Origin of the sequence: Micromonospora sp. NPDC049175, from assembly GCF_043197345.1 — a bacterium.
In the GTDB taxonomy this organism is placed as follows: Bacteria; Actinomycetota; Actinomycetes; order Mycobacteriales; family Micromonosporaceae; genus Micromonospora.
In genome coordinates this window covers 249,767-276,230 of record NZ_JBICSY010000008.1, presented here as the reverse complement: position 1 = coordinate 276,230, position 26,464 = coordinate 249,767, and the positions used below count along the sequence as shown (strand labels likewise).

Sequence of the window (26,464 nt, the reverse complement as noted above, 5' to 3'; positions counted from 1 at the left end):
CGGGCTCACGGAAGTCGGGGTGTCCGCAGCCCGCGGACACCCCGACTTCTTGGAAAGCGTGTGGATCAGGGAGTGATGACGAACTGGGAGCCCGGCTGGATGACGATGTTGCCGTCGGCCGAGTTGGTGATCGTCACGTTCGTCAGGTTGGCGTTACCGCGTGCGCCGCTCATCGCGAGGATGCCCGCGCCGTTGTTCGACCTGTCGATCTTCACATTGGTGATGGCGAGGTTCGGTATGTTGCCACCGCCGTTCTTGAACTGGATGCCGTCGAACGTGGAGTCGATGATGTCGGTGTCCCGGATGGTGACCCCGACGATGTCCCGGGTGGCCGGGAAGATCGTGATGGCGCCGAACTCCTGGTCCTCGTTCCAGAACGCCCCACCCGTGCGGTAGAGCCCGTTGTTGGCGATAAGCGTCGTGCCGGAGAACGGCAACGGGTCGTGGTCGGTCGCCAGCATGATGCCCGGGTAGTTCGCGGTGTCGTAGATCAGGTTGTTCTCGATCGAGTTGTCGTAGCCGCCGTAGATGGCGATGCCGTTTGCCCGCCAGGGCAACTGGATGGTGTTGTTGACGAAGTGGTTGTCGTGGGCGATGTCGACGCTGCGGTCCTTGACGTACGGGTTGGCCCAGACGGCCAGGGCGTCGTCGCCGGTGGTGCGGAACGACGAGTTGAACACCCGCGAGTTGCGCGTGCCGTTGCTGAAGTTGATGCCGTCGGCGTACGTGTTGCGGATCCGCATCCCGGTGAACTCCAGCCCGTCGGCCGGCCCCCACAGGTCGGGGATGTTGTCGTAGTCACGACCCACCCAGACACCCACGTTGGCGTGCTCGATCCACACGTTGCTGATCTTCGTGCCGGTGCCGAAGCGACCGTTCAGACCGACGCCGCCCTCACCGTTGCCGTCCCCGCCGCGGATGCGGCCCGAGCCGAAGATGGCGATGTCGGAGATCTGGGTGTTCTTGTCGATGTCGAAGCCGAAGTTGCCCTCGTGCGGGTGGTTGATGCCGCCCACCACGTTCTGCGGCTCGGTCAGCGTGTAGAGCTGCGAGTGCCACATGCCGGCGCCCCGGATCGTGACGTTGCTGATGCCGACCTGGTTGTGCGTGCCCCGGTTCTGCGGGTCGTCGGTCAGGATCTTCTGCTCCTGCCGCCACTGCCCGGCGGGGATCCAGACGCAGCCGATGACACCGTTCTGGTCGTCGGTCACCGCCCGCTGGATGGCGGCGGTGTCGTCGAGCCCGTCGTTGGGGACCGCGCCGTACGACGTGATCGAGGTGCAGCCGGCGGGCTGGCTCGCCGCCGGGGCCACCTGCTCCAGGTCGATCGTGTCGATGACGTAGAAGGACGCGGTGTCACCCGAGTCGCGCTGCAACTTGAACCGGGTGCCGGCCGGGTACGACTGCGCCAGCAGCGCGTTCGACTCGTCGAAGAGCCGTCGGGCGTCGGCCTGCGGGGTGTTGGTGAGCGCCTCCGGCCCGTCGGTGTTGCCGTAGAGCCAACTGTGCTTCGACGACAGGGTCAGCTTGCGGGAGAACACGTCGTTGACGTAGAGGCTGATGGTCGCCTCGATGCCACCGCCGCCCGGCGCGTCCGGGATCGAGTTGCGCACCACGATCGAGTTGGCCTGGTTGGCCGAGGTGAACTCGACGAACTGGCCGGTGCTGGTGAGCCGTACCGACTTGCGGCCGGACGACTCGCTGGCGAAGTTGGTGTGGCCGAAGGTGCGCAGCGCGTCGGTTTCCAGCAGCGTGCCCTGGTAACGGCCGGCCTCCGCCTCGTAGGAGACGTACGGGACGGCAGCGCCGCGCCCGACCACTATCGACTGGCTGAACGCGTTGTTGGTCTCGTTGGTCTCGGCTACCACGTTCGTGGCGTCGGCGGTGGCGGTGATGGTGGCGCCGCCGCTGGTGGCGGTCCAGCTACCGCTGACGGCCACGGTGGCCGTCGCGCCGGCCGCGATCGAGGCGGTGGTGGTGTTGAGCGTGGTGCCGCCGGCCACCAACCGGGTGACAGTTGTCGCGCCGGTCGCGGTGGTGCCCCGGTTGCGAACCGTCACGGCGAAGGTGACCGATGCCCCGACGGCCGGGTTCGGCGGGTTCGAGGCGATGCCGAGCACCTGCAGATCCGGCCCCGGGGCCTGCGCCACCACAAGCGGCGACGCCGCCGTCAGGCTGTTGTTGCCGTTGTTCTGCTCGACGATCGTGTTCGTCGGGTCCACCACCGCCGTGACGGCGTAGCTGCCCATCGGGCGGGTGCCCGCGTTCACCGACACGGTGGTCGAGGCACCGGCGGCGAGCGCGCCCACCGTGGCACTGCCGACGACCGCGCCGGCCAGACTGAAGTTGACAGTGGTCGCGCCTGCGGACGCCGAGCCGATGTTCTGCACCACTGCCGAGAGCGTGATCGCACTGACCTCGCTGGGCGACGTCGGCGACCAGGTCACCGAGCCGACCACCAGGTCCGGGTTGGGCGCCGGGGTGCCGCACACCTCGAACTCGGCCACCTGGCCGGACGGTGCGCCGGTGTTGCCGGTGAACCGCAACTGCACGTCCGCCGTGCTCGCGCTGACCGGGATGGTCACCGCGTTGGTGCCCTGGACGAACTGGTAGGCCGCCGCCGACACCAGACTTGTGTACGAGGATGACGCCTGGTCGCGGCCGAGGACCTGGATGGTCTGGGTACGGGTGCCCCAGGCCGAATCCGGGTTGAGCCGCACGGTGACGCCGGAGATCGAGTGGTTGGCGCCGAGCGCCACGGTCAGGTTCTGCGGGTAGCTCGCCGCGCCCTCCCAGTAGGTGCCGAGCTGCCCGTCGTTCGCCTTGTCCGGGGTGAAGCTGAAGGTGGAGCCACTCGCCGTCATGGCCTTGCCCGCTGCCACGTTCGTGCAGGCGGGCGGGTTGCTGCCGGTCCGGGTGACGGTGTTGCTGTTGCCGGACAGGTTGCCAGCTCCGTCGCGGGCGCGGACGTAGTAGGACACGGTGGCGGTCGCCGGCTGGGTGTCCTGGTACGTGAGGACGGTGCCCAGCGTCGCGATCAGGTTGCCGCCCCGGTAGACGTTGTAGCCGGCCAGCCCGCTGCCGCCGGAGTCGGTGGAGGCGCCCCAGGTGAGCGTGATCGTGCTGCCCGACGTGCTCTGCGACAGCGTCCCCGGGGTGCTCGGCGCGGTGGTGTCACCGCTGCCGGTACGGGTCACCGTGTTGCTGTTGCCGGAGAGGTTGCCCGCGGCGTCGCGGGCCCGGACGTAGTACGACACGGTCGCCGTCGCCGGCTGGGTGTCGTTGAAGGTGGTCACGTTCCCGATGGACTGGAGGAACGCGCCGTTGCGGTAGACGTCGTAGCCGGCGATGCCGCTGCCACCCGCGTTGTCGGTGGAGGCGACCCAGGTGAGGCCGATCGTGGTGCCCGACTGGGTGTAGGAGAGGTTGCTCGGCACGCTCGGCGCGGTGGTGTCCGGGGTGGTGCCGCCGCTGCCGTACACCTCCAGCTCGGAGAGCTGTCCGGCCGGCCAGCCGCTGTTGGCGGTGATGGTGATCCGGACGTAGCGGGTGGAGGTTGCACCGAAGTTGATCGTGACCGTGTTGCCGGTCGCCGGGTTGAAGGTGTACGTCTGCGACCCGACCAGGTCGGTGAAGGACGAACCGTTGGTGCTGCCCCGCACGCTCAGCGTCTGCGTCCGGGTGGCCCAACCGGAGGTCGGCAGCTTCAGCACGACCTGGTTGACGCTCTGCGACGAGCCGAGATCGACCTGCACCCACTGCGGGAACGCGTTGTTGAGGCTCTCCCAGTAGCTGCCCGCGTTGCCGTCGACGACCTTCGACGAGTCGTAGACGTCGGTGTGGCCGCTCTCCTGGGTGGGGCGGCCCTGGGCGAGGTTTGTGGCCGCCGCGGCGAACCCGCTGCTCGGTGCGGCCGCGGTGGCGGTCGGGCGGGCGGCGGCCGGGTTCGCGAGAGCTGTCGCTCCGGCCGTGGCGATCAGCGTGGCGGCGGCCGTGGCCGCCACCATCCTGAACAGATTCGTTCGTCTCATCACTGTCCTTGTCGTCGGGGGACGGTTGCCGCGCGGTGGCGGGACCACGGGGTGGGGGTGCGGCGGTGCGGCGCCGGCAGATGCGAGGCCGGTGTCGAGGGAGACGCGGGTGGCACGGGCGGCGCGGGGGTGCCGCTCGACCTGCAAAACCGGGCCCCCCATGGAGGCCCGTTGAATCTTCCGAGGACATGCACAGAACCGTGCATGCGATTGTCGAAATCTTGCGTTACTTTGGCCAAAGGTTACTGATGTGCTACGGGAGCGTCAACACTTCGACCACCGTGACTATTGATGGGCTTGCCTGCCCTGCGGGCCACTGCCCGCGCTGACCTGCGCACACGTCGGGGAAGGTGCCGCCTCCCGACGACTGGAGGCCACACCTTCCCCTAGGCTGCTCGGATCTTGCGTCAGGTCGTACGGGAACGATCAGGCGTCTGTAGACCTCCGAACGAAGGTCTCCAGCAGCTCCCCGCCGTACCAGTCGGACCGCTCGCCCACGTGTGTCATGCCCAGCCTCCGGGCGACGGCCATCGACGGCTCGTTGCCCGGCGACACGAGCGCGTAGATCTCCGAGGTGCCGGTGGCGAACTCCCGCGCCAGGAGCGCCCGGGCCGCCTCGGTGGCGTAGCCGTGACCCCACGAGTCCGGGTGCAGGTGCCAGCCCGTCTCGATGTCCTCGGTGAGCTCCGTCTCGGGCGTACCCGGCAGCGGCTTGAGCAACACCGTGCCCGCCACCAGCCCGGTCTCGCGTACCTCGATCGCCCAGGTGCCGTACCGGCCGCCGTCGTCGGCGTGCCGGTCGCGCCAGAACCGCAACCGCTCGACGGCCTGGGCCGGGTCGGTCATCGGCAGGTCCGGCGACACGGCCAGCCACCGGGTGATCTCGGGACGGGAGTAGATGTCGTAGATCCGGGCCAGGTCGGCCGGATCGTCGGTCCAGTCGCGCAGGATGAGACGGTCGGTGGTGAGAACAGTCATGACAGGCGATCTTAGGAGTGGCGGACCCGACGAGGGGGAAAAGGATCACGATGGGCAGCGGTTGGCAGCGGGCGAAGCGGATCACCAGCGCCGCGTTCCGTCCGATGCGTGGACGGGACCTGTCGCTGCACGCCGCCGCGATCACGTTCTACGGCGCGATCGCGGTGGTGCCGGTCGCCCTGCTGGCGATCTGGCTCACCGCGCTCGTGGCCGGGGCCGATCGGGTACGCCGGCTCACCTCGTACGCCGTGGAAGCCCTGCCCACCGCGATCGGCGCACCGCGGGCGGTGGACGCGCTCGTCGGCGCCGGGGTGGAGCTGACCCCACTGCTGGCACTGGCCTCCCTGTTGCCCGCGTCGCTGTACGGCGAGGGTCTGCGCCGGGCGTTCGTCTCGGTTGCCGCACCCCGCTCCGACGAGCACCTGATCGGCTGGCGGGGTCGGCTGCTGCTGCTGCCCCTGCTCGCGCCGGCCCCCGCCCTGCTGCTGTCGATCCTGCTCGCGCTGCCGCTGACCACCCGTCTCGTCCGCCAGGGCGGCTGGCTCGGCGTGCTCGGTGTGGTGCTGTCGTTCCTGGCCGTCTGGCTGGTGCTCACGCCGGTGCTGGTGTGGGTGTTCCGGGTGGTCGGCCCGGCATCGCCGGACTGGCTCTCCACACTCGCGGTCGGGTCGTTCACCGCGGCGAACCTCTCCGGCTTCCTGCACGGCTTCGTGCTCTTCGCCTCCCTCCCACTGGACCTGGGCGTGCCGTTCGGCGGCTTCGACGAGATCGGCGCCGGCGTGGCCGTACTCCTCTGGCTCTACCTGTTCCACGTGATCGTCCTGGCCGGCTACTCCGCCACCCTGGCCCTCTCCCGCTGGCGGGGGAGGGCGGGGGCGGGGTTAGGAGGACGTGAGGGCTTCGGTGGGGGTTAGGCGGGCGGCTCGGATGGACGGGTAGACGCCGGCGACCACGCCGACCAGGAGCGCGCCGGCGATTCCGCCCAGCACCGCTGTCGCCGGGATCGTGGGCGGCCAGCCCTGATAGCTGGCGTAGCCGATTGTCGCGAGCAGCCCGAGGGCCGCCCCGGCCGTGCCGCCGAGCGCACTGAGCAGCACCGACTCGGTGAGGAACTGCACCCGGATCTGGCCACGGTTCGCGCCGAGCGCCCGGCGCAGGCCGATCTCCCGACGGCGCTCCAGCACCGAGATGACCATCGTGTTGGCCACGCCGATCCCGCCGACCAGCAGGGCAACCGCCGCCAACCCGAGGAACAGCGCGGAGAAGCTGTTCTCCGTGGCCCGTTTCGCGGCGAGCGCGTCGGAGGGGCGGCTGACCTGCACCAGCCCGGGAAGCTGCGGGTTGAGGGTGGCCGGCAGCACCGCGCGGACGTCCTCCAACGCGTCCTCCCGGGCCCGCAGGTAGACGACAGTGGGGTGACCGTCGAAGCCGAGCATGGCCGTGGCGGCGTCCCACCCGACAAGCACCGAGCGGTCGAGATCCGGGGAGAGCGGCAACGGGTCCAGGATGCCGATCACGGTGAACCAGCGCTCGCCGATGAACACCTGGGGTGGTTGCCGGGGGTCCACGCTGTCGAATCCGAGCCGGCTCGCCGCGACGTACCCGAGGACGGCCGTCGGCAGCCCGGCCGTTCCCGCGTCGAGGGGCCGGCCGCTGCGGACCCGGCCGTTCACCGTCTCCAACAGGCCGGGCCGGGACGCGAGCACGCTGAGCCCGGAGGTGTCGTACCTGTCCACCAGATCGTTGCGGCGTACCACCGTGTGGGTGTTCGCGACAGCGCTCGCGGTCAGGACCGGGCCGATCCGCTTCGCCATGGCGTCGGCGTCCCCGGGCAGCAGCACCTGCGGGTTCTGGTCCGGCACCGGCTCCGCGCGCAGCAGGTTGGTGCCGAGGGCGGAGAGTTGATCCATCAGGTCACGGTGGCTGGACGCAGGGATACCCACCACGACGACGAGCGTGGCGATGCCGATGGAGATGCCCAGGGCGGAGAGGACCGCCCGCATCCGGCGGGTGGTGATCCCGAGCAGACCAAGCCGGAGTACGTCGACAGGGGCGAGCCGGGTCGGCCGACCACCACCCGGCGTGGCGTTCACTCCCGGCTCCCGGCACCGGTGTCGGCGACTATCCGGCCGTCGCGGATCTCCACCTGTCGAGGCGTACGGGCGGCGAGATCGCGATCGTGGGTGATCACGGCGATTGTGGTTCCCTCCGCGTTCAGATCCGTGAGCAGGGACAGGACCGCCTCACCGGTGACCGTGTCGAGGGCGCCGGTCGGCTCGTCGGCCAGCACCAACGCCGGTTCGTTGACGAGTGCGCGGGCTATCGCCACCCGCTGCCGCTCGCCGCCGGAGAGCTGGTTCGGCAGATGGCCGACCCGGTGCGCCAGACCCACCCGGCCCAACGCCTCGACGGCGGTACGACGGCGGCGACGGCGGGGCACCCCGGCGTACAGCAGACCGGTGGCGACGTTCTCGGCGGCGTCCAAACCGTCGGTGAGGTGGAACTGCTGGAAGACGAAGCCGAGCCACCGACCCCGCAACGCGGAGAGCCGGCGGTCGGACAGCGCGGTGACCTCCTGCCCGGCGATCCGGACGCGACCGCTGCTCGGCAGGTCGAGGGTGCCCATGATGTTCAGCAGGGTGGACTTGCCGGACCCCGACGGCCCGACGATGGCGAGCATCTCCCCGGCGCGGACGGTCAGGGAGACGTCGTCCAGGGCGGTCACCCCGCCCGGGTACGTCCGGCTCACCCGCTCGACGCTCAGCACCGGCTCCGCGATCATGACGCCGTCACCACGTCGAGGCCCTCGGTCACACCCGCGCCGGTGATCTCGACCAGGCCCCGGGCGAACATCCCGGTCTCCACGGCCACCAGCCGACCGTCGGGCAGTTGGAGCGCGTGGCCGCCCTCGCGAAGCGCCACGAGTGCGCCGACCGGCACCGTGAGCACGTTCTTGTGGACGGCGGTGGTGAACCGGACCTGGACTGCCGCCGCGTCCAGCTTGGCCACGTCCGCCGCCCGGACCGGCGCGACGAGGACGTCCACCGTCGGCGGGCTGTTCTGCCCCGTCCCATCGTCCGACCCTCCGCCCCGCACCGTGTGCGAGACGGAGGCGACCTTGGCCGGGATCTCGGAGCCGTCGGGCAGGGCGACGGACACCGTCGCGCCCACCGCGATGGCGCCCACCTCGGTGGCCCCGACCGGCACGGTGACCAGCTTGACCTTCTCGGTGACCGACAGCAGCGCGCCGGCGACCGGGTCACCGGGCAGCGCCTGCACCGCGCTGACCCGGACCGGCCCGGTCAACACGGCCACCTGCCCGACCCCGATGGTGCCTGTCGGTTCCAGACCGACGGACTGCTGCCACTTCTTGATCGAGGCGATCAGGCTCTCCGTGAGCACGGCCTGGCCCGCGCCGATCTTCGTGCCGTCCTTACCCCGCGACGGCTGCGCGCCGGTGTGGAAGCCCAACGCCTTCAGGTTGTCCCCGACGATTCGTACGTCGCTGCCCACCAGGCCGGGCTTGTCGAGCGTGCGGAACAGCGGAGTCCCGCCGAACAGCACCGGCACCGGTCGGTCGTTGACCCAGTAGAGCGGTTTGCCCCGCGCCACCGTGTCGCCCACCTTCGGCAGCCGGGTGACGACGCCCTCCCCGGCCCCCTTCACCAGCCGCTCCGGACCGAAGCCGAGCGCCCCGCCGAGCGAGCGGCTGTCCGACAGGTCGGCGCGGGTCACAGTCGTCGTGGTCAGCGTCGGTGCGGCGGTCGCGGCGTCACCGCGAGGTTCGTGGCGAAGGGCCAACACCCCGACGCCGACGGCGACCACGAGTGTCACCGTCGCCACGACGAGCGCGGTACGCCTGGTCGTCCGCGGACCGCGTCCGTCGGTCGGGCTACCTGTGGGCACCGAAGACCTCCATCGTGCATTCCTTGTCGACCTTGGCCAGCGCGGGACCGTCAAGACCGTTCGACGGGTTGGCGACACCGTCGTCGTAGGTCCACCCGGAGCCGTCCGGCAGCGAGTGGATCTTCATCCCGCGCCCGCGCAGGCACTGCACGTAGTCGTTCCACTGGCTCACGTAGTTCGGGTTCTTGTCCCGGTCCAGCTCCGGCGGCTGGAGTGGCAGCTTGTTGGCGCAGGCCACGTACGCCGCCTTCGGCTCCCCGCTCTGGTCCAGGGAGAGCCCCGGGCCGTCGCCCACCGCACCGGCCGACCGTCCCTTGTTCTCCTGCACCCCGTGGTCTCGCAGACAGACGTTGTAGGTCATCCAGAACTGCTGCTCCTCCTCCTCGGTCGTGTCCAGGCGGAGCTGCGGCCGACCGTTGGCGGCACCCCCGGTGGGGGTCCCGCTCGTCGGGGCGGACGGGGTGGTGAGGGAGGCCACGTCGCCCGCACCACTGGCGGTGCCCTGGTCGGCGTCGGACGCCCCGCCGCAGCCGGTCAGGGCGGCGAGCAGGGTCACCGCGGCGAGTCCGGCCGCGACTCGATTGGTTGCCTTCGTCATGACAGGCAGCCTCACGCGTACCTGTCAGAGACCTGTCAAGATCCGGTCGTGATCCGGTAGTCCCAGCTCAGCGGCACCGGAGGAGGCCACCACTGTCACGTACAGTCGCTGCCGTGTGCGCGTACGTGCTGGTAGCCGAGGACGACCAGAAGCAGGCGGAGTTGGCTCGCCGCTACCTGGAACGCGAGGGGCACGAGGTGCTCGTGGTGGGCGACGGGCGGGCCGCGCTGGAGCAGATCCGGCAACGGCCGCCGGCACTGCTGGTCCTGGACGTGATGATGCCGAAGGTCGACGGGCTGGACGTCTGTCGCATCCTGCGCCGGGAGTCCGACCTGCCGGTGCTCATGGTGACCGCCCGATCGACCGAGGACGACCTGCTGCTCGGCCTCGACCTGGGCGCCGACGACTACCTGACGAAGCCGTACAGCCCGCGTGAGCTGGTCGCGCGGGCCCGCAGCCTGCTGCGCCGGACCCAGCGGACGATGCGGCAGACCGACCCGGTGCTGCGGGTCGGCGCCCTGCACGTCGACCCGGTCCGCCACGAGGTACGCAGCGACGGACACGTCGTCGACTGCACCCCGGGCGAGTTCCAACTGCTCCAGGCGATGGCCGCCCAGCCCGCCCGGGCGTTCACCAGGGATCAGCTGCTGGGCTACCTGCACGGGTTCGACAGGTACATCACCAACCGGACCGTCGACATGCACGTGATGAACCTCCGCCGGAAGATCGAGCCCAATCCGCGTAAGCCGACCCGCCTGGTGACCGTGTACGGCGTCGGCTACAAGCTGGTCGAGGAGCCACACCGTGGCGCGTGAGGTGCCGTTACGCCGCAGCCTGCTGCTCCGGCTGCTGGCCCTGGCCGTCCTCATCGCGGTCGGGTCGATCGCGGCCACCGCCTGGCTGGCCGTCCGGACCACCACCGGGGCGATCCGCCAGGAGCAGGGCCAGGCCCTCGCCGACGACGCCCGCGTCTACGACACGCTGCTCGCGTACGCGGCCACCCACCCCAGCTGGGACGGGGTCGAGGAGACCCTTCGACCGCTCGCGCAGTCCGTCGACCGGCGAATCGCCCTGACCACCGAGGCCGGCGCGCCGATCGCCGACTCGGCGCCCGGGGCGGGCCCGCTCCCGACGACGTCCTCCGCGACCGTCGACGCGCTCGCCGTCGACACCACCCTGATGCCCGGCACCACCCCCGCGACCGGAGCGGACGGCGGCACCAGCCGGATCGACCCGCGCACCACAGGCCCGTACCTGCTCCGGCCCGAGGAGCGCGCCGCGCTGCGCGCCAGGGCGGCCGAGGCGGTCCAGTGCCTGCGCCTGCGGGCGCAGATCGACGCCACAGTCGTGGACGGGCCCACCGGCCGCCCCCGCATCGACACCCCCGGCACCGACCTCGCCGACAGTGCGGCCTGCGTGCAGCAAAGGGATGATCTCGCGAGCCGTACGGCCACCGAGGGCAAGGCGCTCGCCCAGCTCAACGCACTTGTCAACACCTGCCTGGCGCGGCGGCGCCTGCCCCCCGTACAGGTGGACCTGAACTGGACCTGGACGAGGCAGCCGGCGGCCAGCGCCGCCGACGACTCCCGTGGCGCGGCCGAGGTCGACCAGGAGCACAACCTCGCGGTCAGCGCCTGTGTCGGCACCAGTCGCCGGGAGCAGTTGCTCCCCTACGTGGCCCCGGCGGCAACCCTCTTCGTCACCAACCCGGGTGGCGCCCCGTCGACCACCTTCGACCTGTCCCGCGCCAACCAGGCCCGCATCGTCGCGGTCGCCGGTCTGGTCCTGCTGGTGGCGGTCGGCTGCACAGTCCTCGCCGGCATCCGGTTGACCCGGCCGCTGCACGCCCTGACCGGGGCGGCCCAGCGGATGCGCGACGGCGACGGTTCCGCCCGGGTCCGGGTCACCGGCCGCGACGAGATCGCCCGGCTCGCCGAGGTCTTCAACGACATGGCCGAACGGCGCGAGCGGCTGGAGCAGCTACGCCGGGCGATGGTGAGCGACATCGCCCACGAGATGCGGACCCCGGTGAGCAACATCCGCGGCTGGCTGGAAGCGGTCGAGGACGGCGTCGCGGCCCCCGACCGCCGACTGCTCTCCTCACTGTTGGAGGAGGCCACCCTCCTCCAACATGTGATCACCGACCTTCAGGACCTGGCCCAGGCCGACGCCGGCGCGCTGCGGCTGCACCGCGAGCAGGTCTACCTCGCCGACCTGCTGGCCCAGGTGGCCGACGCGTCCCGGGTCCAGGCGGACCGGGCCGGCGTCACCCTGCTGCTGCGGACCGACGCCGACCCGCAGGTGGACGCCGACCCGGTGCGGCTGCGCCAGGCCGTCGGCAACCTGGTCGGCAACGCGGTACGACACACCCCGCCGGGCGGGCGCGTGACGATAGGCGCCGACGCGACGGACGCCGAGGTCGTCATCACCGTCACCGACACCGGCAGTGGAATCAGCGCCGAGGACCTGCCCCGGGTGTTCGACCGCTTCTGGCGGGCGGAGAAGTCCCGGAGCCGGCAGACCGGCGGCAGCGGCCTGGGCCTCGCCATCGTGCGCAAACTCGTCGAGGCCCACGGCGGCACGATCACTGCCACCAGCGCCCCCACCCGAGGCTCCACCTTCACCCTCCGCCTCCCCACTACTCCTGAAGGTTCACGGCCTGTTTCGTAAGAACTGGCCGGCCTGCGGAGGGGTGACCGGGACCGGTGGCCCGGACTAGGCTGCGGCGGCATGAGCAGTGCGATTCCGGCCCGCGCCGACGTGGTGATCATCGGTGCCGGGCACAACGGTCTGGTCTCCGCCGTGCTGCTGGCCCGCGCCGGCCTGGACGTGCTCGTGGTGGAGGCCGCCGACGTGCTCGGCGGCGCGACCCGCACCGAGAACCCGTTCCCGAAGGTGCCCGCGCTGCGGCACTCCACCGGCTCGTACCTGCTCGGGCTGATGCCCCCGGAGCTGCTCGCCACGCTCGACGTCCGGATCCCGGTGCTGCGCCGCGACCCGCACTACTTCCTGCCCACCCCGGGTGGCCTCGGCTCGCCGTACCTGCTCTTCGGCCGCGACACCGCCGCCACCCGGGCGCAGCTCGCCGAGTTCTTCTCCCCCGCCGACGTGGCCGCCGACGACGCCATGCAGGCCGAGCTGGCCGCGCTGCGCGACGACCTCGCCCCGGCCTGGCTGGCCGAACCGCTGAGCGTCGAGGAGACCGCCGAGCGGCACGTCCGCCCGGCGCTGCGGCAGGTCTTCGTCGACCTCGTGCGGGGCTCGGTCGCCGACTACCTGGCCCGGTTCGAGTTCCGCTCCGAGCTGCTGGTCAGCATGTACGCGGTCACCGACGGCCTGTCCGGGCTCAACGCCGGCCCGGACGACAGCGGCACCGGCCACAACTTCCTCGTGCACAACATGTGCCGGCTGCCCGGCTCCGGCGGCACCTGGATGATCGCCGAGGGCGGGATGGGCACGGTCTCCCGGACGTTCGCCGAGGCCGCGCGCGCCGCCGGTGCGACGATCCTGACCGGTACGCCGGTGAGCGCGGTGACGCTTGACGGCGGCGCGGCCAGCGGAGTGGTGCTGGCCGACGGTCGGCAGGTCGCCGCGCGTGTGGTGCTCGGCGCGTGTGACCCGTACCGGCTGATCGACCTGTTGCCCGACGGCGCGCTGCCGGCGCCGCTCGGCCAACGGATGGCGGCGGTCCGCCGCCCCGGCACCACACTGAAACTCAACCTGGCGCTCAGCGGGCTGCCACGGTTCTCCTGCCTGCCGGCCGGCGCGCCGAGCCCGTTCGGCTCGACCATCCACCTGCTGCCCGGCTCGGCCTCGCTGGTCGGCGGGGACGCCACCTCGCCGATGACCGCGCTGCGCGACATGTGGGCGGACGTGCGCGCCGGGCGGCTGCCGGCGGAGCCGACAATCGAGTGGTACCTGCACACCACAGTCGACCCGTCGCTCTCCGACCCCGCCGGGCACCACTCGTCGGCGCTCTTCGTCCAGTCGGTCCCCTACGAGCTGGCCGACACCACCTGGGACGCGGCGCTGCCCGGCTACGTCGACCGGCTCATCGGGATCGTCGAACGGTACGCCCCCGGCACCGGTGACCTGATCGCCGACGCGGTGCCGCTCCCCCCGCCCGGCATCGAGGCGCACTTCGGCATCACCGGCGGGCACATCCACCACGTCGACAACACCGTCTCGTTCACCGACCGGATGCCCTACGCGACAGGCATCGACGGCGTGTACGCGGGCAGCGCCGGCTGCCACCCGGCCGGCAGCGTCATCGGCGCAGCCGGCCACAACGCCGCCCGCCGAATCCTCTCCGACCTAACGCCCTAACCCCACCCCCACCCCGACCCCCGCCCCCGCCCCCGCCCGAGGCGGTTGATCATGAGGTTATTGTCACGACACGCCGCTGCGGTCGGCGATAACTCCATGATCAACGGGGCAAAGTGAGGCTGGGCGCGGGGCAGGGTGGGGGTTAAATTGCCGCTTCGCCGGCGGGGGCTGGGGTTTCCGCGTCGACGCGGTGGGCTCGCACCTTGTGGCCGACGCTCGTCAGGCAGCGGCCGGAGGGCAGGTCGAACTTCCAGCCGTGCAACTGGCAGGTGAGCTGGTCACCCTCGACGATGCCGAAGCGGGTCAGGTCCGCCTTCAGGTGCGGGCAGCGCCGCTGCACCACCCAGTCGCCCAGCGTGATGTCCTCGGCGTCGGTGCTGCGCTCGTGCTCGTCGTACCAGCCCTCGGCGTACTGGAGTCGCTCCTCGGAGAGGCACTTGAAGAACGCGTAGACGAACTCGTTGTACTGGCCGATCCGGGCCGCCGAGAAGCGGCAGGACAGGAAGAGCGAGTTGACCCAGTCCACCTCGTCGATGAAGAGCAGGTGCTCGATCAGCGACCGCTCGGTACGGAACCGGTAGCGGACCTTCTCGTCGGCGTACGGCCGGACCTCCTTGCCCGGGAAGTCCACCACGATCGACTCGACGCTCTCGCCGTCGTAGCCGACCAGGTCGAAGCGAACCGGACCGCCCACGCCCTTGGCCAGGTAGATCGACTCGTCGAGCAGCGGCTCGATCCGACGCTTCATCTCACCCAGGACGTCCACCTCGGGGTGCCGCCAGGACGCCTTCTCCGCCTCGATGACCGGGCGCTTGCGCTCCCGCATCTCCTCCAGGTGGGCAACCTTGTTCGCGAAGAACTCCTCGACCGGCACCGGGTGCGTGGTGCTCGCGCCCTCGGTGGTGACCTCGGCGACGCTGCCCGGCAGCAGCACGATGCCGTTGGTGCCGCCGACCTTCGCGTACTCGGACAGGAAGACGGACTGGTCGGGGAAGATGTTGCCCTCGTCGCCGTGGATGTCGTTGAACTGCCACAGCGCGTCGTCGAGGAAGCACGGCGGGCCGGCGATCGGGAAGACGTGGTCGGCCTTCAGGTCGTCGATGTAGCGCCAGGTCCGGTCGAACTGCCGGTCGCGCTTCTGCTTGCCGAACGCGGTCTTCGCCGCCTGCGGCAGCTCGTAGACCATCGGGTACCAGATCGCCCCGGAGAACTGAAGCAGGTGCGCGTGCACGTGCCCCAACTCGGCGAAGACGCTCAGGTCCGTCGGGCGGGCGTCGTTCTGGTTGAGCAGCCGCACCCCGTCGTACTCGACCCAGAGCGACGAGTCACCGATCGGTCCGTCGGTCGGGCTGGTCAACGCCTGAATCATGATCTTCAGACCGCCGGGCAGCTCCACCACCTGCTCGTTGGGGGTCTTCAGGAACTTCGTGAAGCCCAGCGCCCGGAACTCGTCCTCCATCTCGGAGGTGGGGAACTCCGGGAGCAGGACGGTGGCGTCCTTGGAGACGAAATCTCGCAGGTGCTTCGCGTCGAAGTGGTCCCGGTGCAGGTGGGAGACGTACAGGTAGTCGACCTGGCCCAGGGTGCCCCAGTCGAGCAGGGAATTGTCCGGGAAGGGAAACCACGACGCGAAGTAGGCCGGGTTGACCCACGGGTCGCACAGGATGCTGCCCGCGGCCGTGTCGATCCGCATGCTGGCGTGCCCGGTTCCGGTCACTCGCACCGCACAGTCCCCCTCAAACAGACAATCAGGTGTACGCCAAACGCTACCGGAGTGGCTCTGACCGCCACCCCGCGACGCCGGTAGTGCCGTTCGACCAGCCAGGAAGAGGCGGAGACAGCGGGCGCACCGCCCGTCCGGACACGGCCGGCGACGTCCTGCCCCGCCGCGCCGACGCGGGCCGCGCACCACCCGTTCAGGAGCGGGGGGTTCTTCTGGTCGGACCCTGCGCCGGGGCCGGCACGAGGCGTGCCAGACTAACCAAAGATCCGATCGCGAGGGAAGGACCAACGGTGGCAGGAAGCGAGCCGGTAACGTCGCCAGACCAGCACAAGCCCGGGCACCGCAAGGCCGGGCAGATCGGCGCCGTGCTCTCCGCACTGGCGCTGCTGGCGATGATCTGCGGCAACCACGAGGGCAAGGTCGAGGACATCTGGCTGATCGGCCTGGCCGCGCTGCTGCTGATCATCGTGATCGGCGACATCGTGCTGCGGCGCAACGGTCTGCGCTCCTGACCCGACCCACACCCGGACGACAACGCCGAGGGCCCGCCCCCACCCGGGGGACGGGCCCTCGTCCGTACGCGTCGGGGTCAGCGCCCGAAGAGGATGTCCTGCACGTCCTTGAGCGCGGCGTCGACCTCGGCCTCGAAGTAGCCACCGGGCACCAGGCCGAACCGGAGCGTGTCCAGGTCCTTCGGGTCGACGGGCATCGGGTTGCGGCGCTGCATGCCGCCGAGCAGGGTGTCGAAGAACCGGTCCACCTGGTCGGGGTCGTACCCGCTGCCGAAGCGGCGCACCTGGAAGCTCCGGCGGATCTGGTCGACCCGGTAGAGATCGCTGCCGGGCGGGCCAGCCATCGGAGGGCCACCCATCGGCGGACCGCCCACCGGGGGGCCACCCATCGGCGGACCGGCGACGGCGGGCGGACCGGCCATCGGCGGCCCACCGATGCCCTGCTGCGGGAGCGCGGGCGGGCCGGCGGGGCCACGGCGCATGTCGCGCAGGTCCCGCTCCGGCATCCGGATCTCCGCGGTCATGTCGCTGCGGCCGTGCCGCCCGGCCTCGAAGCCGTCGAAGCGCGGCTCCTCCGGGGGGTAGCCGCCGGGGGAACGCTTGTCGTCCGGGCCGTACCCGCCGGGCGCGCGCTGGTCGTCCGGGCCGTACCCACCGGGAGAGCGGTGATCGTCCAGGCCGTAGCCGCCGGGCGCGCGCTGGTCGTCCGGGCCGTACCCACCGGGAGAGCGCTTGTCGTCCGGGCCGTACCCACCGGGAGAGCGCTGGTCGTCGAGGCCGTAACCGCTGGGGCCGGCGGGCAGGCCGCGCGGCGGAGCGCCGTGGCCCGCCATCGGGCCGGGACCCATCGGGCCGCCGGGACCCATCGGGCCGGGGCCGGCCGGGCCTCGCGGCGCGTCGTAGCCGCCCCGGGGGGCGTCGTACCCACCGGTGAAGGCACCGGTCGGCTCGTCGTAGCGGCCGTAGCGATCGGCGGGCGGGCCGGCCTGCGCGGGCATCGGCCGGGGCGGCATCGGCTGCGGGACCATGCCCCGGTCATCGCGCATCGGTGGCCCCATGCGGTCCGGCGGGCCCATCCGGTCACCCATCCGGGGGTCGCCACCGCGACCGGCGCTGGTGCGCTCCTCAAGCTCGGCCAACTGCCGCTCGACCCGGTCCAGGTGCAGGTCGACCTGCCACTCGTCGTAGCCGTTGAAGCGGACCCGGAAGACGACGTCGTGGACCTCCTGGGAGGCCACCGGCGCGCCGACCTGGCGGCCGTCGAGCGTCGCCTCGACCCGGTCGAGGAAGGCATCCACCTCGTCGACCTTGTATCCCCGGCGGAGCGCCTTGCGCCGGAAACGCTGACCCTGACTCGCCACTATGTCTCCTGGTCTCGTTCGCCACGCCCGGTCACGCCGGTGCCTCTCCGGCGCGGTCGGTGTTTGTGTCGTTGTCCTCGGCGGCGGCGAGCTGACCACACGCGCCGTCGATCTCGCGACCTCGGGTGTCCCGTACGGTGGTGGACACCCCGGCGTCGCGCAACCGACGGACGAACTCCCGCTCAACCGGCTTCGGGCTCGCGTCCCAGCGGCTGCCCGGCGTCGGATTGAGTGGGATGAGGTTCACGTGGGCCAGTTTGCCGGCCAGCAGCCGCCCGAGCAGGTCGGCTCGCCACGGCTGGTCGTTCACGTCCTTGATCATCGCGTACTCGATCGACACGCGACGGCCCGTCCGGGCGGCGTAGTCCCACGCTGCGTCCAGCACCTCAGCTACCTTCCAGCGCTGGTTTACCGGCACGAGTTCGTCGCGCAGATCATCATCGGGGGCGTGCAACGACAGCGCAAGGGTCACTGAGAGGTCTTCGCTGGCCAGTCGGTGGATGGCCGGAACCAGGCCCACCGTGGAAACGGTGATGTGCCGCTGGGACAGACCGAGCCCCTCCGGAGCTGGGCTGACCAGGCGACGGATGGCCGCGACGACCCGGTTGTAGTTGGCCAGCGGCTCACCCATGCCCATGAACACGACGTGTGACAGCCGCGGCGGGGAGCCGGACACCGCGCCGGAGGCCGCCACACCGGCCAGATAGACCGCCTGGTCGACGATCTCGGCGGTGGACAGATTGCGAGTCAGCCCGGCCTGGCCGGTCGCGCAGAACGGACAGGCCATGCCACAGCCCGCCTGGCTGGAGATGCAGACCGTCACCCGGTCCGGATAGCCCATCAGCACGCTCTCCACGAGCGCGCCGTCGTGCAGCTTCCAGAGCGCCTTGCGGGTCGCGCCGTCGTCGCAGGCCAACTCGCGCACCGGATTGAGCAGCGTGGGCAGCAACTGCTCGGACAACCGTTGCCGGGTCGCCGCGGGCAGGTCGGTCATGGCCTGCGGGTCGCGGACCAGCCGCCCGAAGTAGTGGTTCGACATCTGCTTGGCGCGGAATGCCGGCTCACCCAACTCGGTCACCAGCGCCTGGCGGCCGGCCAGGTCCAGATCGGCGAGGTGTCGGGGCGGCATGGAGGCCCGGCGCGCGGCGGGGGCGTCCGAGAGGGCGGGGATCAACGGCAGGCTCGTCATGGCTGGTCCAGTGTGTCACGCCCTCGGCGGCAGCCGCCGGTGCGGAGGTGTCGGGCGGGCCGCGGCAGCCGGAGCCGGATGACCAGGACGCCGTGATTCATACCTCAGTTCACCACCGGCACGAAGATCGCCAGCAGCAGGTAGGCGGTCGGCACGGCGAACAGGATCGAGTCCAGTCGGTCCATCAGGCCACCGTGGCCGGGCAGCAGGTTGCTCATGTCCTTGACACCGAGATCCCGCTTGATCATCGACTCGGCCAGGTCGCCGAGGACCGCGGCGCACGAGATGGCCACCCCGAACAGGGCACCCCACCAGGGCGCCAGCTCGAACATCAGCCACAGCAGCAACGCGCTGCCCACGGCCGCGGCCGTGACCGAACCGGCGAAGCCCTCCCAGGACTTCTTCGGGCTGATCGACGGCGCCATCGGGTGCCGACCGAACGAGACGCCGGCCGCGTACCCGCCGGTGTCGGAGAGGACCACCGCGATCAGGGTGGCCAGGATCCGCATCCAACCGTCGTCGGGGGCCGCCGCGAGCAGCGCCGCGAAGCCGGCGAGGAACGGCACGTAGACGGCGATCAGCGTGGCCGCGGTGACATCCCGCTGGAAGCCGGCCGGACCGTCACCCAGCCGCCAGACCATGGTGCCGAGCACCGTGACCAGCAGTCCCAGACTGAGCGCGTCGGGGCCGGCGAACCAGGCCAGACCCACGGTCAGCACCCCGCCGGCGAGCAACGGCACCAGCGGCGGGTGCGCGCCGCTGCGGCGGACCGCCCGCGCCATCTCCCAACTACCGACGGCGACGGCGGCGGCGATCACCGGCAGGAACGCCAACGGGTAGAAGATCAGCGGCACCACGATCAGCGCGCCGAGGCCGAGCCCCACGCCGATCGCCGCCGGCAGGTTGCGACCGGCCCGCCCGTTGCCCACCTGCTGGGTGGCCGGTCGGTCGACGCTGGCCCGGCGTCGGCCCTTCGGCCGTCGGCCGCCCGGCGGCTCCGGCTCGGTCACCGGCGGCAGGTCCGGCGCCACCTCGGCCCCGATGGGCGCGAGCTGCGCGGTCGGGTAACCGGCGTCCTCGTCGAAGCGGACCGGACCGTCGAACGGCTGCGGGCCGTCGAACGGCTGCGGGCCGTCGTAACGGCCGGGCTCGTCGTGCCGCTGCGGGCCGCCGGGGCGGGGCGGGACGCCCTCCGGGGCCGCGGGCGGACGATCACCGTACCGGCCGGCGCGACCCCGATCGTCGTACCTGTCGGGTTGGTTCCGGTCGTCCTCGTAGCGGTCGCGGTCGTCGAAGCGGTCGTCCGGGCGGGGGGCGCGGCCACGCTCGTCGTACCTGTCCGACGGCTGCGGGTCGACGTGCGGCCGGGGGTGCGGGTCGGCGTACAGCTCAGGGCCGGCGGTGGGACGGCGGTGCCACTGGCCGGCGTCCAGGTCCTGCTCGGGCCAGGGCAGTGCCACCGGGTGCTCCGGGCGGTCCCAGCCGCGAGGCTCGCCGCCGTAGGGGTCGGGGTGGGACATCACGCACCGCGACGGGGCGCGAGAACCACCACATGACGCAAGACCACAAGCATCCCCTACACGTGCGATGTTCCTCCGATTGACCGCCCCGACGGTCGGTCGATTCCCGGTGTTCACCACCCGGTGGCCGGGAATCCTGCCGAGCCTACTGCACCCGCCGCCGGGGCGAGGCGGACGATGGCGCCCCTGCCCGTCGGGCCCTCTGCGGGGGTCGCGGTGGGCGGGATACGGCGAGTCGCCGCGCTGGCCGGGGCGGGTGTGGCCCGCCGGCATCCGGAGAATCACGCCCGCCGCCCGCACGAGCGCCGACGGCGCACCGACGCCTATCCGACCGTGCATCCGGGCGAACAGGGGATGACCCGCACTGCCCATCGATGGTCGGCTGTCGGTGTGCCGGCGTCCGCCGGAGCTTTCCAGCATGACAGCGGAGAAGGAGCGTTCGTGCGCAGAATCAGCCTGGCGGTGTTGACGATGGTCGCCCTCGTCCTGACGGCGGCCACACCGGCCACCGCGGCGACGCGGAACGCCAGCATCAGGATCGACCACCGCACCAGCGAGATCTACCTGTACGACGGGAGCCCCGACGGAACCGGGCCGGCGTTCCCGGCCACGATCGCCCGGGGGGAGGTGCGCAACTGCCCGGTCGGCGTGTACTTCCTGTCGGCGTCACTGACCCAGGACGGCCTACCGACCTCCTGGGCCACCAGCGGCCTCGGCGCCGGCGAGATCGTCTGCGACGGCGGCACCGCCAGCATCTCGATGGGTTTCTACCGGAGTGGCCCGGTGGTGCACCCGGGTCGGGCGACCGTGCGCTTCGAGCTGCACGACGCGTACGTCGGAACGACCCTGACCGAGACGACCCGTACCGTCCGGATCCCCCGCTGACGCTCGAACAGCACGAGGCCCGTCCCCGAATCGGGGGCGGGCCTCACGTCGGCTGCTGTCCCGGCGGACGCCGGGTGGGGCCTCAGACCTCCAGCAGCTCGGTTTCCTTGTGCTTGACCAGGTCGTCGACGGTGGCCACGTAGCGCTGGGTCAGGTCGTCGAGTTCCTTCTCGGCGCGGCGGCCGTCGTCCTCGCCGGCCTCGCCGTCCTTGACGATCCGGTCCAGCTCTTCCTTGCCACGGCGGCGGACGTTACGGATCGCCACCTTGGCCTCCTCGCCCTTGTGCCGGGCCACCTTGATCATGTCGCGGCGGCGCTCCTCGGTCATCTGCGGGAGCAGGATGCGCAACTGGTTGCCCTCGTTGTTCGGGTTCACCCCGAGGTCCGAGTCGCGGATCGCCTTCTCCATCGCATTGATCTGCGAGTTGTCGTACGGCTTGATGATGGCCATCCGCGGCTCGGGAACCGCGATGGACGCCATCTGGGTGAGCGGCGTGGGCGTGCCGTAGTAGTCGATGATGACCTTGCCGAACATGGCGGCGTTGGCGCGACCGGTACGGATGGCGCCGAACTCCTCCTTGGCGTGCTCAACCGCACGATCCATCTTTTCCTCGGCCTCGAGGAGGGTGTCGTCGATCACCGGTCTCCTCGCCTCCTTCTGTGCTCGTGGTGGGCTCTGCTGAAAGTCGTCAGGACCGCCGTCGCCGTCGCCGTCGGCGGGGCTCAGGCGGTGATCAGGGTGCCGATCTTGTCGCCACCCACCGCGCGGATGATGGTGTCGTCACCCTGCGCGCCGAAGACCAACATCGGCAGGCCGTTCTCCATGCAGAGGCTGAACGCCGCCGCGTCGGCCACCCGCAGGTTGCGGCGCAGAGCCTCGGAGAAGGTGATCGAGTCGAGCTTGCTGGCGGTGGGATCGATCCGGGGATCGGCGGTGTAGACGCCGTCCACGCCGTTCTTGCTCATCAGCACCACGTCGGCCCGGATCTCCAGAGCCCGCTGGGCGGCCACCGTGTCGGTGGAGAAGTACGGCATGCCCGCGCCCGCGCCGAAGATGACCACACGGCCCTTCTCCAGGTGCCGGATCGCCCGCAGCGGAATGTACGGCTCGGCGACCTGGGCCATGGTGATGGCGCTCTGGACCCGGGTCTCGATGCCTTCCTTCTCCAGGAAGTCCTGTAGGGCGAGGCAGTTCATCACGGTGCCGAGCATGCCCATGTAGTCGGCGCGGGCCCGGTCCATCCCGCGCTTCTGCAGCTCCGCACCGCGGAAGAAGTTGCCGCCGCCGACCACCACGGAGACCTGCACGCCGCGGCGCACCACCGTGGCGATCTGCCGGGCGATCGCCTGGACGACGTCCGGGTCGACGCCGATCGCGCCGCCGCCGAACACCTCACCGGAGAGCTTCAGCACCACCCGGCGGGCCCGCCCCGGCGGCGGTGCCGTCGGATCGTCCACCGCCAGCGTCCGGTCACTCACAACCTGCGTCATCCGCCCCGCCCTTCCCCACGCGCACGCCCCGTGCGGCGCGTACCGCGAACCTGCCGCTGCCGACCCTATGTGACGAGGAGGCCGCGGTGCCTGTCACGTACACCGGCGGCCTCCTCGTTGACGTCTTCTGCCCACGGGCGCACGCGGCGCCCGGTGGCGGCTCAGGCCTGGCCGACCTCGAACCGCACGAAGCGGGTGACCTCGATGCCGGCCTCGGCCAGCAGCTGCTTCACCGACTTCTTGTTGTCGGCGACGGACGCCTGCTCGATCAGGACGAAGTCCTTGAAGAAGGAGTTCACCCGACCCTCGATGATCTTCGGCAGGGCCGCCTCGGGCTTGTTCTCCTCGCGGGCGGTCTGCTCGGCGATGCGCCGCTCGGACTCGACGACCTCGGCCGGAACCTCGTCCCGGGTGAGGTACTTCGGCCGCATCGCGGCGATCTGCATGGCCACACCACGGGCGTCGGCGTCGCCGGCCTCGTCGCTCTTGCCGGTGTACGACACCAGCACACCAACGGCCGGCGGCAGGTCCTGGGCCTTGCGGTGCAGGTAGACGGCGGTGGTGCCCTCGACCCGGGCGAACCGGTTGAGGACCAGCTTCTCGCCGATCTTGGCGGACTGCTCCTGGATCAGGTCCGCGACGACCTTGCCGTCGAGCTCGGTGGCGAGCAGCTCCTCGGCGCTGTTCACGCCGGCGCGCTCGCCGTGCTCGACCAGCTGCTGGGCCAGCGCGATGAACGACTCGGTCTTGGCGACGAAGTCGGTCTCGCAGTTGAGCTCGAGCAGCGCCTTGCCGGAGTGGGCGACCAGGCCGTTGGCGGCCGTACGGCCGGCCCGCTTGCCGACGTCCTTGGCGCCCTTGACGCGCAGGATCTCGACGGCCTTGTCGAAGTCGCCCTCGGCCTCGGTCAGCGCCTTCTTGCTGTCCATCATGCCGGCGCCGGTGAGGTCGCGGAGCTTCTTGACGTCCGCGGCGGTGATTTGGGACATGGCTCTCTCTTCGGTGTTGAGACGGCGTGTGGATGGTCAGAGGTGCCGGTTACCCGGATCCGGGCGGATCGTGCCCGGCGTACCGCCGCTGTCCCACCGTCTGCGAAAACGGACGGTGGGACAGCGACGGTGCGATCACTCCGCGGTGGCGGCCGCCGGCTGCTCGGTGGCGGCCTGCGCCGGCTGCTCCGGGCTGGCGGGCTGCTCGGCGGCGGCAGCGGCGGGCTGCTCGGTCGCCTCGGCGGCCGGCTGCTCGGCCGGGGCGGCCGACTCGTCGGCCTTCTTCGGCTCCAGCAGCTCGCGCTCCCACTCGGTCAGCGGCTCGTCGCTCGCGACACCCTCGGGCTTCTCGTCGTTGCCCCGGCGACGGCCGGAACGCGCGATCAGACCATCCGCGACGGCGGCGGCGACGACCTTGGTCAGCAGCTCGGCCGAGCGGATCGCGTCGTCGTTGCCCGGGATCGGGAAGTCGACCTCGTCCGGGTCACAGTTGGTGTCCAGCACCGCGATCACCGGGATGCCCAGCTTGCGGGCCTCGTCGACGGCGATGTGCTCCTTCTTGGTGTCGACGATCCAGACCGCGGCGGGAAGCTTCTGCATGTCCCGCAGACCACCGAGGGTGCGGGTCAGCTTGATCTTCTCGCGGGAGAGCTGCAGGGTCTCCTTCTTGGTGTAACCGGCGGCGGTGCCGCTGAGGTCACCCAGGCCCTCCAGCTCCTTCATCCGCTGGAGCCGCTTGTACACCGTCTGGAAGTTGGTCAGCATGCCACCGAGCCAGCGGTGGTTGACGTACGGCTGGCCGACCCGGGTCGCCTGCTCGGCGATCGCTTCCTGGGCCTGCTTCTTGGTGCCGACGAACAGGATGCTGCCACCCTCGGCGACGGTCCCACGCACGAACTCGTACGCCTTCTCGATGTACTCGAGGGTCTGGCGCAGGTCGATGATGTAGATGCCGTTGCGCTCGGTCATGATGAAGCGCTTCATCTTCGGGTTCCAGCGCCGGGTCTGGTGCCCGAAGTGGACACCGCTCTCCAGCAGCTGGCGCATGGTCACGACGGCCATGGTTGGGGTACTCCTCAAGATCCCTGGTTGTCACGCCCGGCCGGTGGCCGGGCGTCCTGGCGCCTGGTCGCCGACCCATGGTGGACCCGATCAAGATCGGGACCAGGGAGGCCGTCGCTCCACGACGATTCGTGAAGAGGGCGCGCGAGGTCGACCGCACGAGGCGGTCGCCAGTTGGCCAGTGTACGCCCCTCACCCGTCCAGCCGCCCCGGGGTGCGCGGGTACGCGCAGGCCCGTCGGGGGCGCACCCTCAGCGCGGCGTCCGGCGCAGCGCGACCTCCGACCCAGCGCGACGTCCGGCACCGACGCCGCTCGGCGCGGCATCGCGCCATGATCGACTCGGATTCCTGGAAATCGGCGCGTCCACCCGATCCGGACACCGCGACATTATGGAAACCGAGTCGGTCATGGCGCTGGGGCGGCACACCCGGCGCGGGACGCACGAGAAGGCCTGGCCGCGACGGTGGTGGCGGAGACGGTAGCCGGCTGCGCGCCAGGGTCAGCCGGCGGCGAGCGCGGCGGCCACGAAGAGCACCAGGCCGACGGTCAGGTAGGCCGTCGGTGGGCGCAGCCAGGCCCGACCACCGTCGGCGAGCGCCAGACCTCCGGTTCGCAGCCCGTACAGCCCGGTCGCGAAGATCGGCAGTCCGGCGACCAGGGCGATACCCACCACCACGTTCCCGGCGTCCACCGGATCACCGGTCACGCCGGCCAGCAGCACGCGCAGCGCGGGGATCTCGAAGATCAACACCAACACCGCGAAGAGTACGGCCAGCACCGGTCGACGGGTCCGATAGACACCGTCGGCAGGCGGCGGATACACCGGCGGGTCGGCTACGGGCAGGTCCGGACGAGGACCGATCCCCGGCATCGGACCGGTCGGCATCTCCAGCGGGTGCGGCGCGTCGCCGCCCCGGGTCGGTTCGATGATCGGGTACCCAGCGAGCGGAGCGGGACGAACCTGATCAGCGAGCACACCGGCCGGCGCGACAGCCGCCGTGGTGTCGCGGGCGGTCTCCGGCGCGGCGCCGGTCAGCGGGGACCCGGCTGCGGTCGTCTCGCGGGCGGCCCGGCGTCCGGGCAGCTCACCGGAGGTCTCCGAGGGGTCCCGGTCCGCCCGCCGCGACCGGGTGGCCCGATAACCGTCCGCCTCCGGCCGTGTGGCACCCAACGGGTCGACCGCGCCGAAACGCCCTGAGTCAGCCTCACTTGCCCCGAACCGACCGGTCTGGTCGTCCAAGGCGCCGAAGCGGCCCGAGTCCGACTCCGGCGTACCGAAGCGACCCGAGTCCACCGCACTCAACCGACCCGAGTCGGACTCCGGCGCAGCGCCGAAGCGGCTCGCGTCGACGGCACCGAAGCGTCCCGAGTCCGGCTCGCGGCGGCGGCGAACGCCGGTGTCCTCGACGGAGCGGGCGTCTTCGGCGCCACGCTGCTCGGGGATCTCGCTGTCCCGGTACCGCGATTCGCCCGCGCCGCGCCACTCCGACTCGTCGTAACCGCGACCCCGCTCGTCGGGGTACCAGCGCGACTCCTGATCTTCCGGAAAGCTCCGTCGTCCGTCCACGTCAGGCACCGTATGCGACCGGCCACGCCCGCGCCATTTCAGTCCCGTCGCGCCACGCGCCACCGGTCCCCGCCAGCGCGGGGCAGGAGTGGCGTCGAGGTGGCGCCGACGCGGGCCGGCACCGTGATCAGGTGATGAAAAGTAGGTCGACGGCGGTCCGGACACCTACTTCTCATCACCTGATCATGGCGGCCCCGCCCGGGAGCGCGGCTGGCCTCGGGTGGGGAGGCCCAACGCCGCTAGCACACCGTGGGCATGATCGGTCGACTGTCCACAGGGACCCCGTTGTCCACAGTTCGGCAACCGTTGGAGTAGCCACGATGGC

At 71.2% G+C, this 26,464-nt stretch carries 21 protein-coding genes; 6 read left to right on the top strand and 15 right to left on the bottom strand.

The window, feature by feature from the left end; genetic code table 11:
• Positions 1-65: 65 nt before the first annotated feature.
• Entirely contained in the window at positions 66-4,031 is a 3,966-nt protein-coding gene (locus ACGFH8_RS28655) for a CARDB domain-containing protein (RefSeq protein WP_393373039.1), read from the bottom strand.
• Between the two features lie 426 nt (positions 4,032-4,457).
• The gene (locus ACGFH8_RS28650) at positions 4,458-5,009 is read right to left on the bottom strand and encodes a GNAT family N-acetyltransferase (RefSeq protein ID WP_393373037.1); all 552 of its coding nucleotides are present in this window, start codon (positions 5,007-5,009) and stop codon (positions 4,458-4,460) included.
• Positions 5,010-5,059: 50 nt separating this feature from the next.
• Here ACGFH8_RS28650 and ACGFH8_RS28645 point away from each other — a divergent pair, with 50 nt between their 5' ends.
• Entirely contained in the window at positions 5,060-5,923 is an 864-nt protein-coding gene (locus ACGFH8_RS28645; protein ID WP_393373035.1) for a YhjD/YihY/BrkB family envelope integrity protein, read from the top strand.
• Here the strand turns inward: ACGFH8_RS28645 and ACGFH8_RS28640 are convergent.
• From ACGFH8_RS28640 to ACGFH8_RS28625, 4 genes are read right to left on the bottom strand one after another with little or no spacing between them, the layout of a single operon-like run.
• A complete protein-coding gene (locus tag ACGFH8_RS28640) occupies positions 5,891-7,102 on the bottom strand; it encodes an ABC transporter permease (protein WP_393373032.1) in 1,212 nt (403 codons plus the stop codon). The two genes, ACGFH8_RS28645 and ACGFH8_RS28640, sit on opposite strands and share 33 nt — an antisense overlap.
• Positions 7,099-7,791: an ABC transporter ATP-binding protein gene (locus ACGFH8_RS28635; RefSeq protein ID WP_393373029.1), complete on the bottom strand. Its 693-nt coding sequence runs from the start codon at positions 7,789-7,791 to the stop codon at positions 7,099-7,101. Before ACGFH8_RS28635 ends, ACGFH8_RS28640 begins: the two co-directional genes overlap by 4 nt.
• The gene (locus tag ACGFH8_RS28630; RefSeq protein WP_393373027.1) at positions 7,788-8,915 is read right to left on the bottom strand and encodes an efflux RND transporter periplasmic adaptor subunit; all 1,128 of its coding nucleotides are present in this window, start codon (positions 8,913-8,915) and stop codon (positions 7,788-7,790) included. The genes ACGFH8_RS28635 and ACGFH8_RS28630 overlap by 4 nt, the downstream gene beginning before the upstream one ends.
• Entirely contained in the window at positions 8,902-9,513 is a 612-nt protein-coding gene (locus tag ACGFH8_RS28625; protein WP_393373024.1) for a hypothetical protein, read from the bottom strand. The genes ACGFH8_RS28630 and ACGFH8_RS28625 overlap by 14 nt, the downstream gene beginning before the upstream one ends.
• A 113-nt stretch (positions 9,514-9,626) precedes the next feature.
• Here ACGFH8_RS28625 and ACGFH8_RS28620 point away from each other — a divergent pair, with 113 nt between their 5' ends.
• Genes ACGFH8_RS28620 through ACGFH8_RS28610 form a run of 3 tightly spaced genes read left to right on the top strand, consistent with a single transcriptional unit; the run spans position 9,627 to position 13,839 of the window.
• Positions 9,627-10,328 (top strand): response regulator transcription factor, encoded by a 702-nt coding sequence (locus ACGFH8_RS28620; RefSeq protein ID WP_393373021.1) that lies wholly within the window; start codon positions 9,627-9,629, stop codon positions 10,326-10,328.
• Positions 10,318-12,183: an ATP-binding protein gene (locus ACGFH8_RS28615; protein WP_393373020.1), complete on the top strand. Its 1,866-nt coding sequence runs from the start codon at positions 10,318-10,320 to the stop codon at positions 12,181-12,183. The genes ACGFH8_RS28620 and ACGFH8_RS28615 overlap by 11 nt, the downstream gene beginning before the upstream one ends.
• A gap of 60 nt (positions 12,184-12,243) precedes the next feature.
• On the top strand, positions 12,244-13,839 hold the full coding sequence (locus ACGFH8_RS28610; RefSeq protein WP_393373017.1) for a phytoene desaturase family protein: 1,596 nt from the start codon (positions 12,244-12,246) through the stop codon (positions 13,837-13,839).
• Positions 13,840-13,981: 142 nt separating this feature from the next.
• On the opposite strand, the gene ACGFH8_RS28605 is transcribed toward ACGFH8_RS28610, so the two are convergent.
• Positions 13,982-15,562: a Rieske 2Fe-2S domain-containing protein gene (locus tag ACGFH8_RS28605; RefSeq protein WP_393373014.1), complete on the bottom strand. Its 1,581-nt coding sequence runs from the start codon at positions 15,560-15,562 to the stop codon at positions 13,982-13,984.
• Between the two features lie 290 nt (positions 15,563-15,852).
• Between ACGFH8_RS28605 and ACGFH8_RS28600 the strand changes: the two genes are divergently transcribed.
• Positions 15,853-16,074, top strand: a complete 222-nt coding sequence (locus ACGFH8_RS28600) for a DUF2631 domain-containing protein (RefSeq protein WP_124776315.1) — start codon at positions 15,853-15,855, stop codon at positions 16,072-16,074.
• A gap of 77 nt (positions 16,075-16,151) precedes the next feature.
• Here the strand turns inward: ACGFH8_RS28600 and ACGFH8_RS28595 are convergent, their stop codons facing one another.
• From ACGFH8_RS28595 to ACGFH8_RS28585, 3 genes are all read right to left on the bottom strand, one after another.
• Complete coding sequence (locus tag ACGFH8_RS28595; RefSeq protein ID WP_393373011.1) at positions 16,152-17,435, bottom strand: DivIVA domain-containing protein; 1,284 nt, start codon at positions 17,433-17,435, stop codon at positions 16,152-16,154.
• 31 nt (positions 17,436-17,466) lie between these two features.
• Positions 17,467-18,624, bottom strand: a complete 1,158-nt coding sequence (gene rlmN, locus ACGFH8_RS28590; protein ID WP_393373008.1) for a 23S rRNA (adenine(2503)-C(2))-methyltransferase RlmN — start codon at positions 18,622-18,624, stop codon at positions 17,467-17,469.
• 104 nt (positions 18,625-18,728) lie between these two features.
• Positions 18,729-20,144, bottom strand: a complete 1,416-nt coding sequence (locus ACGFH8_RS28585; protein WP_393373003.1) for a phosphatidate cytidylyltransferase — start codon at positions 20,142-20,144, stop codon at positions 18,729-18,731.
• A 441-nt stretch (positions 20,145-20,585) separates the two neighbouring features.
• Here ACGFH8_RS28585 and ACGFH8_RS28580 point away from each other — a divergent pair, with 441 nt between their 5' ends.
• Positions 20,586-21,029 (top strand): hypothetical protein, encoded by a 444-nt coding sequence (locus ACGFH8_RS28580; RefSeq protein WP_393372999.1) that lies wholly within the window; start codon positions 20,586-20,588, stop codon positions 21,027-21,029.
• Between the two features lie 82 nt (positions 21,030-21,111).
• Here the strand turns inward: ACGFH8_RS28580 and frr are convergent, their stop codons facing one another.
• The 5 genes from frr to ACGFH8_RS28555 all read right to left on the bottom strand — a co-directional run bounded on the left by frr (position 21,112) and on the right by ACGFH8_RS28555 (position 26,139).
• Positions 21,112-21,669, bottom strand: a complete 558-nt coding sequence (gene frr, locus ACGFH8_RS28575) for a ribosome recycling factor (protein ID WP_393372996.1) — start codon at positions 21,667-21,669, stop codon at positions 21,112-21,114.
• A gap of 83 nt (positions 21,670-21,752) precedes the next feature.
• On the bottom strand, positions 21,753-22,520 hold the full coding sequence (pyrH, locus tag ACGFH8_RS28570; protein ID WP_088946657.1) for a UMP kinase: 768 nt from the start codon (positions 22,518-22,520) through the stop codon (positions 21,753-21,755).
• A 161-nt stretch (positions 22,521-22,681) separates the two neighbouring features.
• Entirely contained in the window at positions 22,682-23,509 is an 828-nt protein-coding gene (gene tsf, locus ACGFH8_RS28565; protein WP_357801546.1) for a translation elongation factor Ts, read from the bottom strand.
• A gap of 135 nt (positions 23,510-23,644) precedes the next feature.
• Positions 23,645-24,571 (bottom strand): 30S ribosomal protein S2, encoded by a 927-nt coding sequence (rpsB, locus tag ACGFH8_RS28560; protein ID WP_393372993.1) that lies wholly within the window; start codon positions 24,569-24,571, stop codon positions 23,645-23,647.
• A 500-nt stretch (positions 24,572-25,071) separates the two neighbouring features.
• The gene (locus ACGFH8_RS28555) at positions 25,072-26,139 is read right to left on the bottom strand and encodes a hypothetical protein (protein ID WP_393372991.1); all 1,068 of its coding nucleotides are present in this window, start codon (positions 26,137-26,139) and stop codon (positions 25,072-25,074) included.
• Positions 26,140-26,464 lie beyond the last annotated feature (325 nt).

Bases quoted from the DNA above. Each gene is read 5' to 3' on its own strand.
- ACGFH8_RS28610 (WP_393373017.1), top strand. From the start codon at position 12,244: ATGAGCAGTGCGATTCCGGCCCGCGCCGACGTGGTGATCATCGGTGCC.
- tsf (WP_357801546.1), bottom strand. From the start codon at position 23,509: ATGTCCCAAATCACCGCCGCGGACGTCAAGAAGCTCCGCGACCTCACC.
- ACGFH8_RS28645 (WP_393373035.1), top strand. From the start codon at position 5,060: ATGGGCAGCGGTTGGCAGCGGGCGAAGCGGATCACCAGCGCCGCGTTC.
- ACGFH8_RS28585 (WP_393373003.1), bottom strand. From the start codon at position 20,144: ATGTCCCACCCCGACCCCTACGGCGGCGAGCCTCGCGGCTGGGACCGC.
- rlmN (WP_393373008.1), bottom strand. From the start codon at position 18,624: ATGACGAGCCTGCCGTTGATCCCCGCCCTCTCGGACGCCCCCGCCGCG.
- ACGFH8_RS28635 (WP_393373029.1), bottom strand. From the start codon at position 7,791: ATGATCGCGGAGCCGGTGCTGAGCGTCGAGCGGGTGAGCCGGACGTAC.
- ACGFH8_RS28650 (WP_393373037.1), bottom strand. From the start codon at position 5,009: ATGACTGTTCTCACCACCGACCGTCTCATCCTGCGCGACTGGACCGAC.
- pyrH (WP_088946657.1), bottom strand. From the start codon at position 22,520: ATGACGCAGGTTGTGAGTGACCGGACGCTGGCGGTGGACGATCCGACG.
- ACGFH8_RS28625 (WP_393373024.1), bottom strand. From the start codon at position 9,513: ATGACGAAGGCAACCAATCGAGTCGCGGCCGGACTCGCCGCGGTGACC.
- rpsB (WP_393372993.1), bottom strand. From the start codon at position 24,571: ATGGCCGTCGTGACCATGCGCCAGCTGCTGGAGAGCGGTGTCCACTTC.
- ACGFH8_RS28655 (WP_393373039.1), bottom strand. From the start codon at position 4,031: ATGAGACGAACGAATCTGTTCAGGATGGTGGCGGCCACGGCCGCCGCC.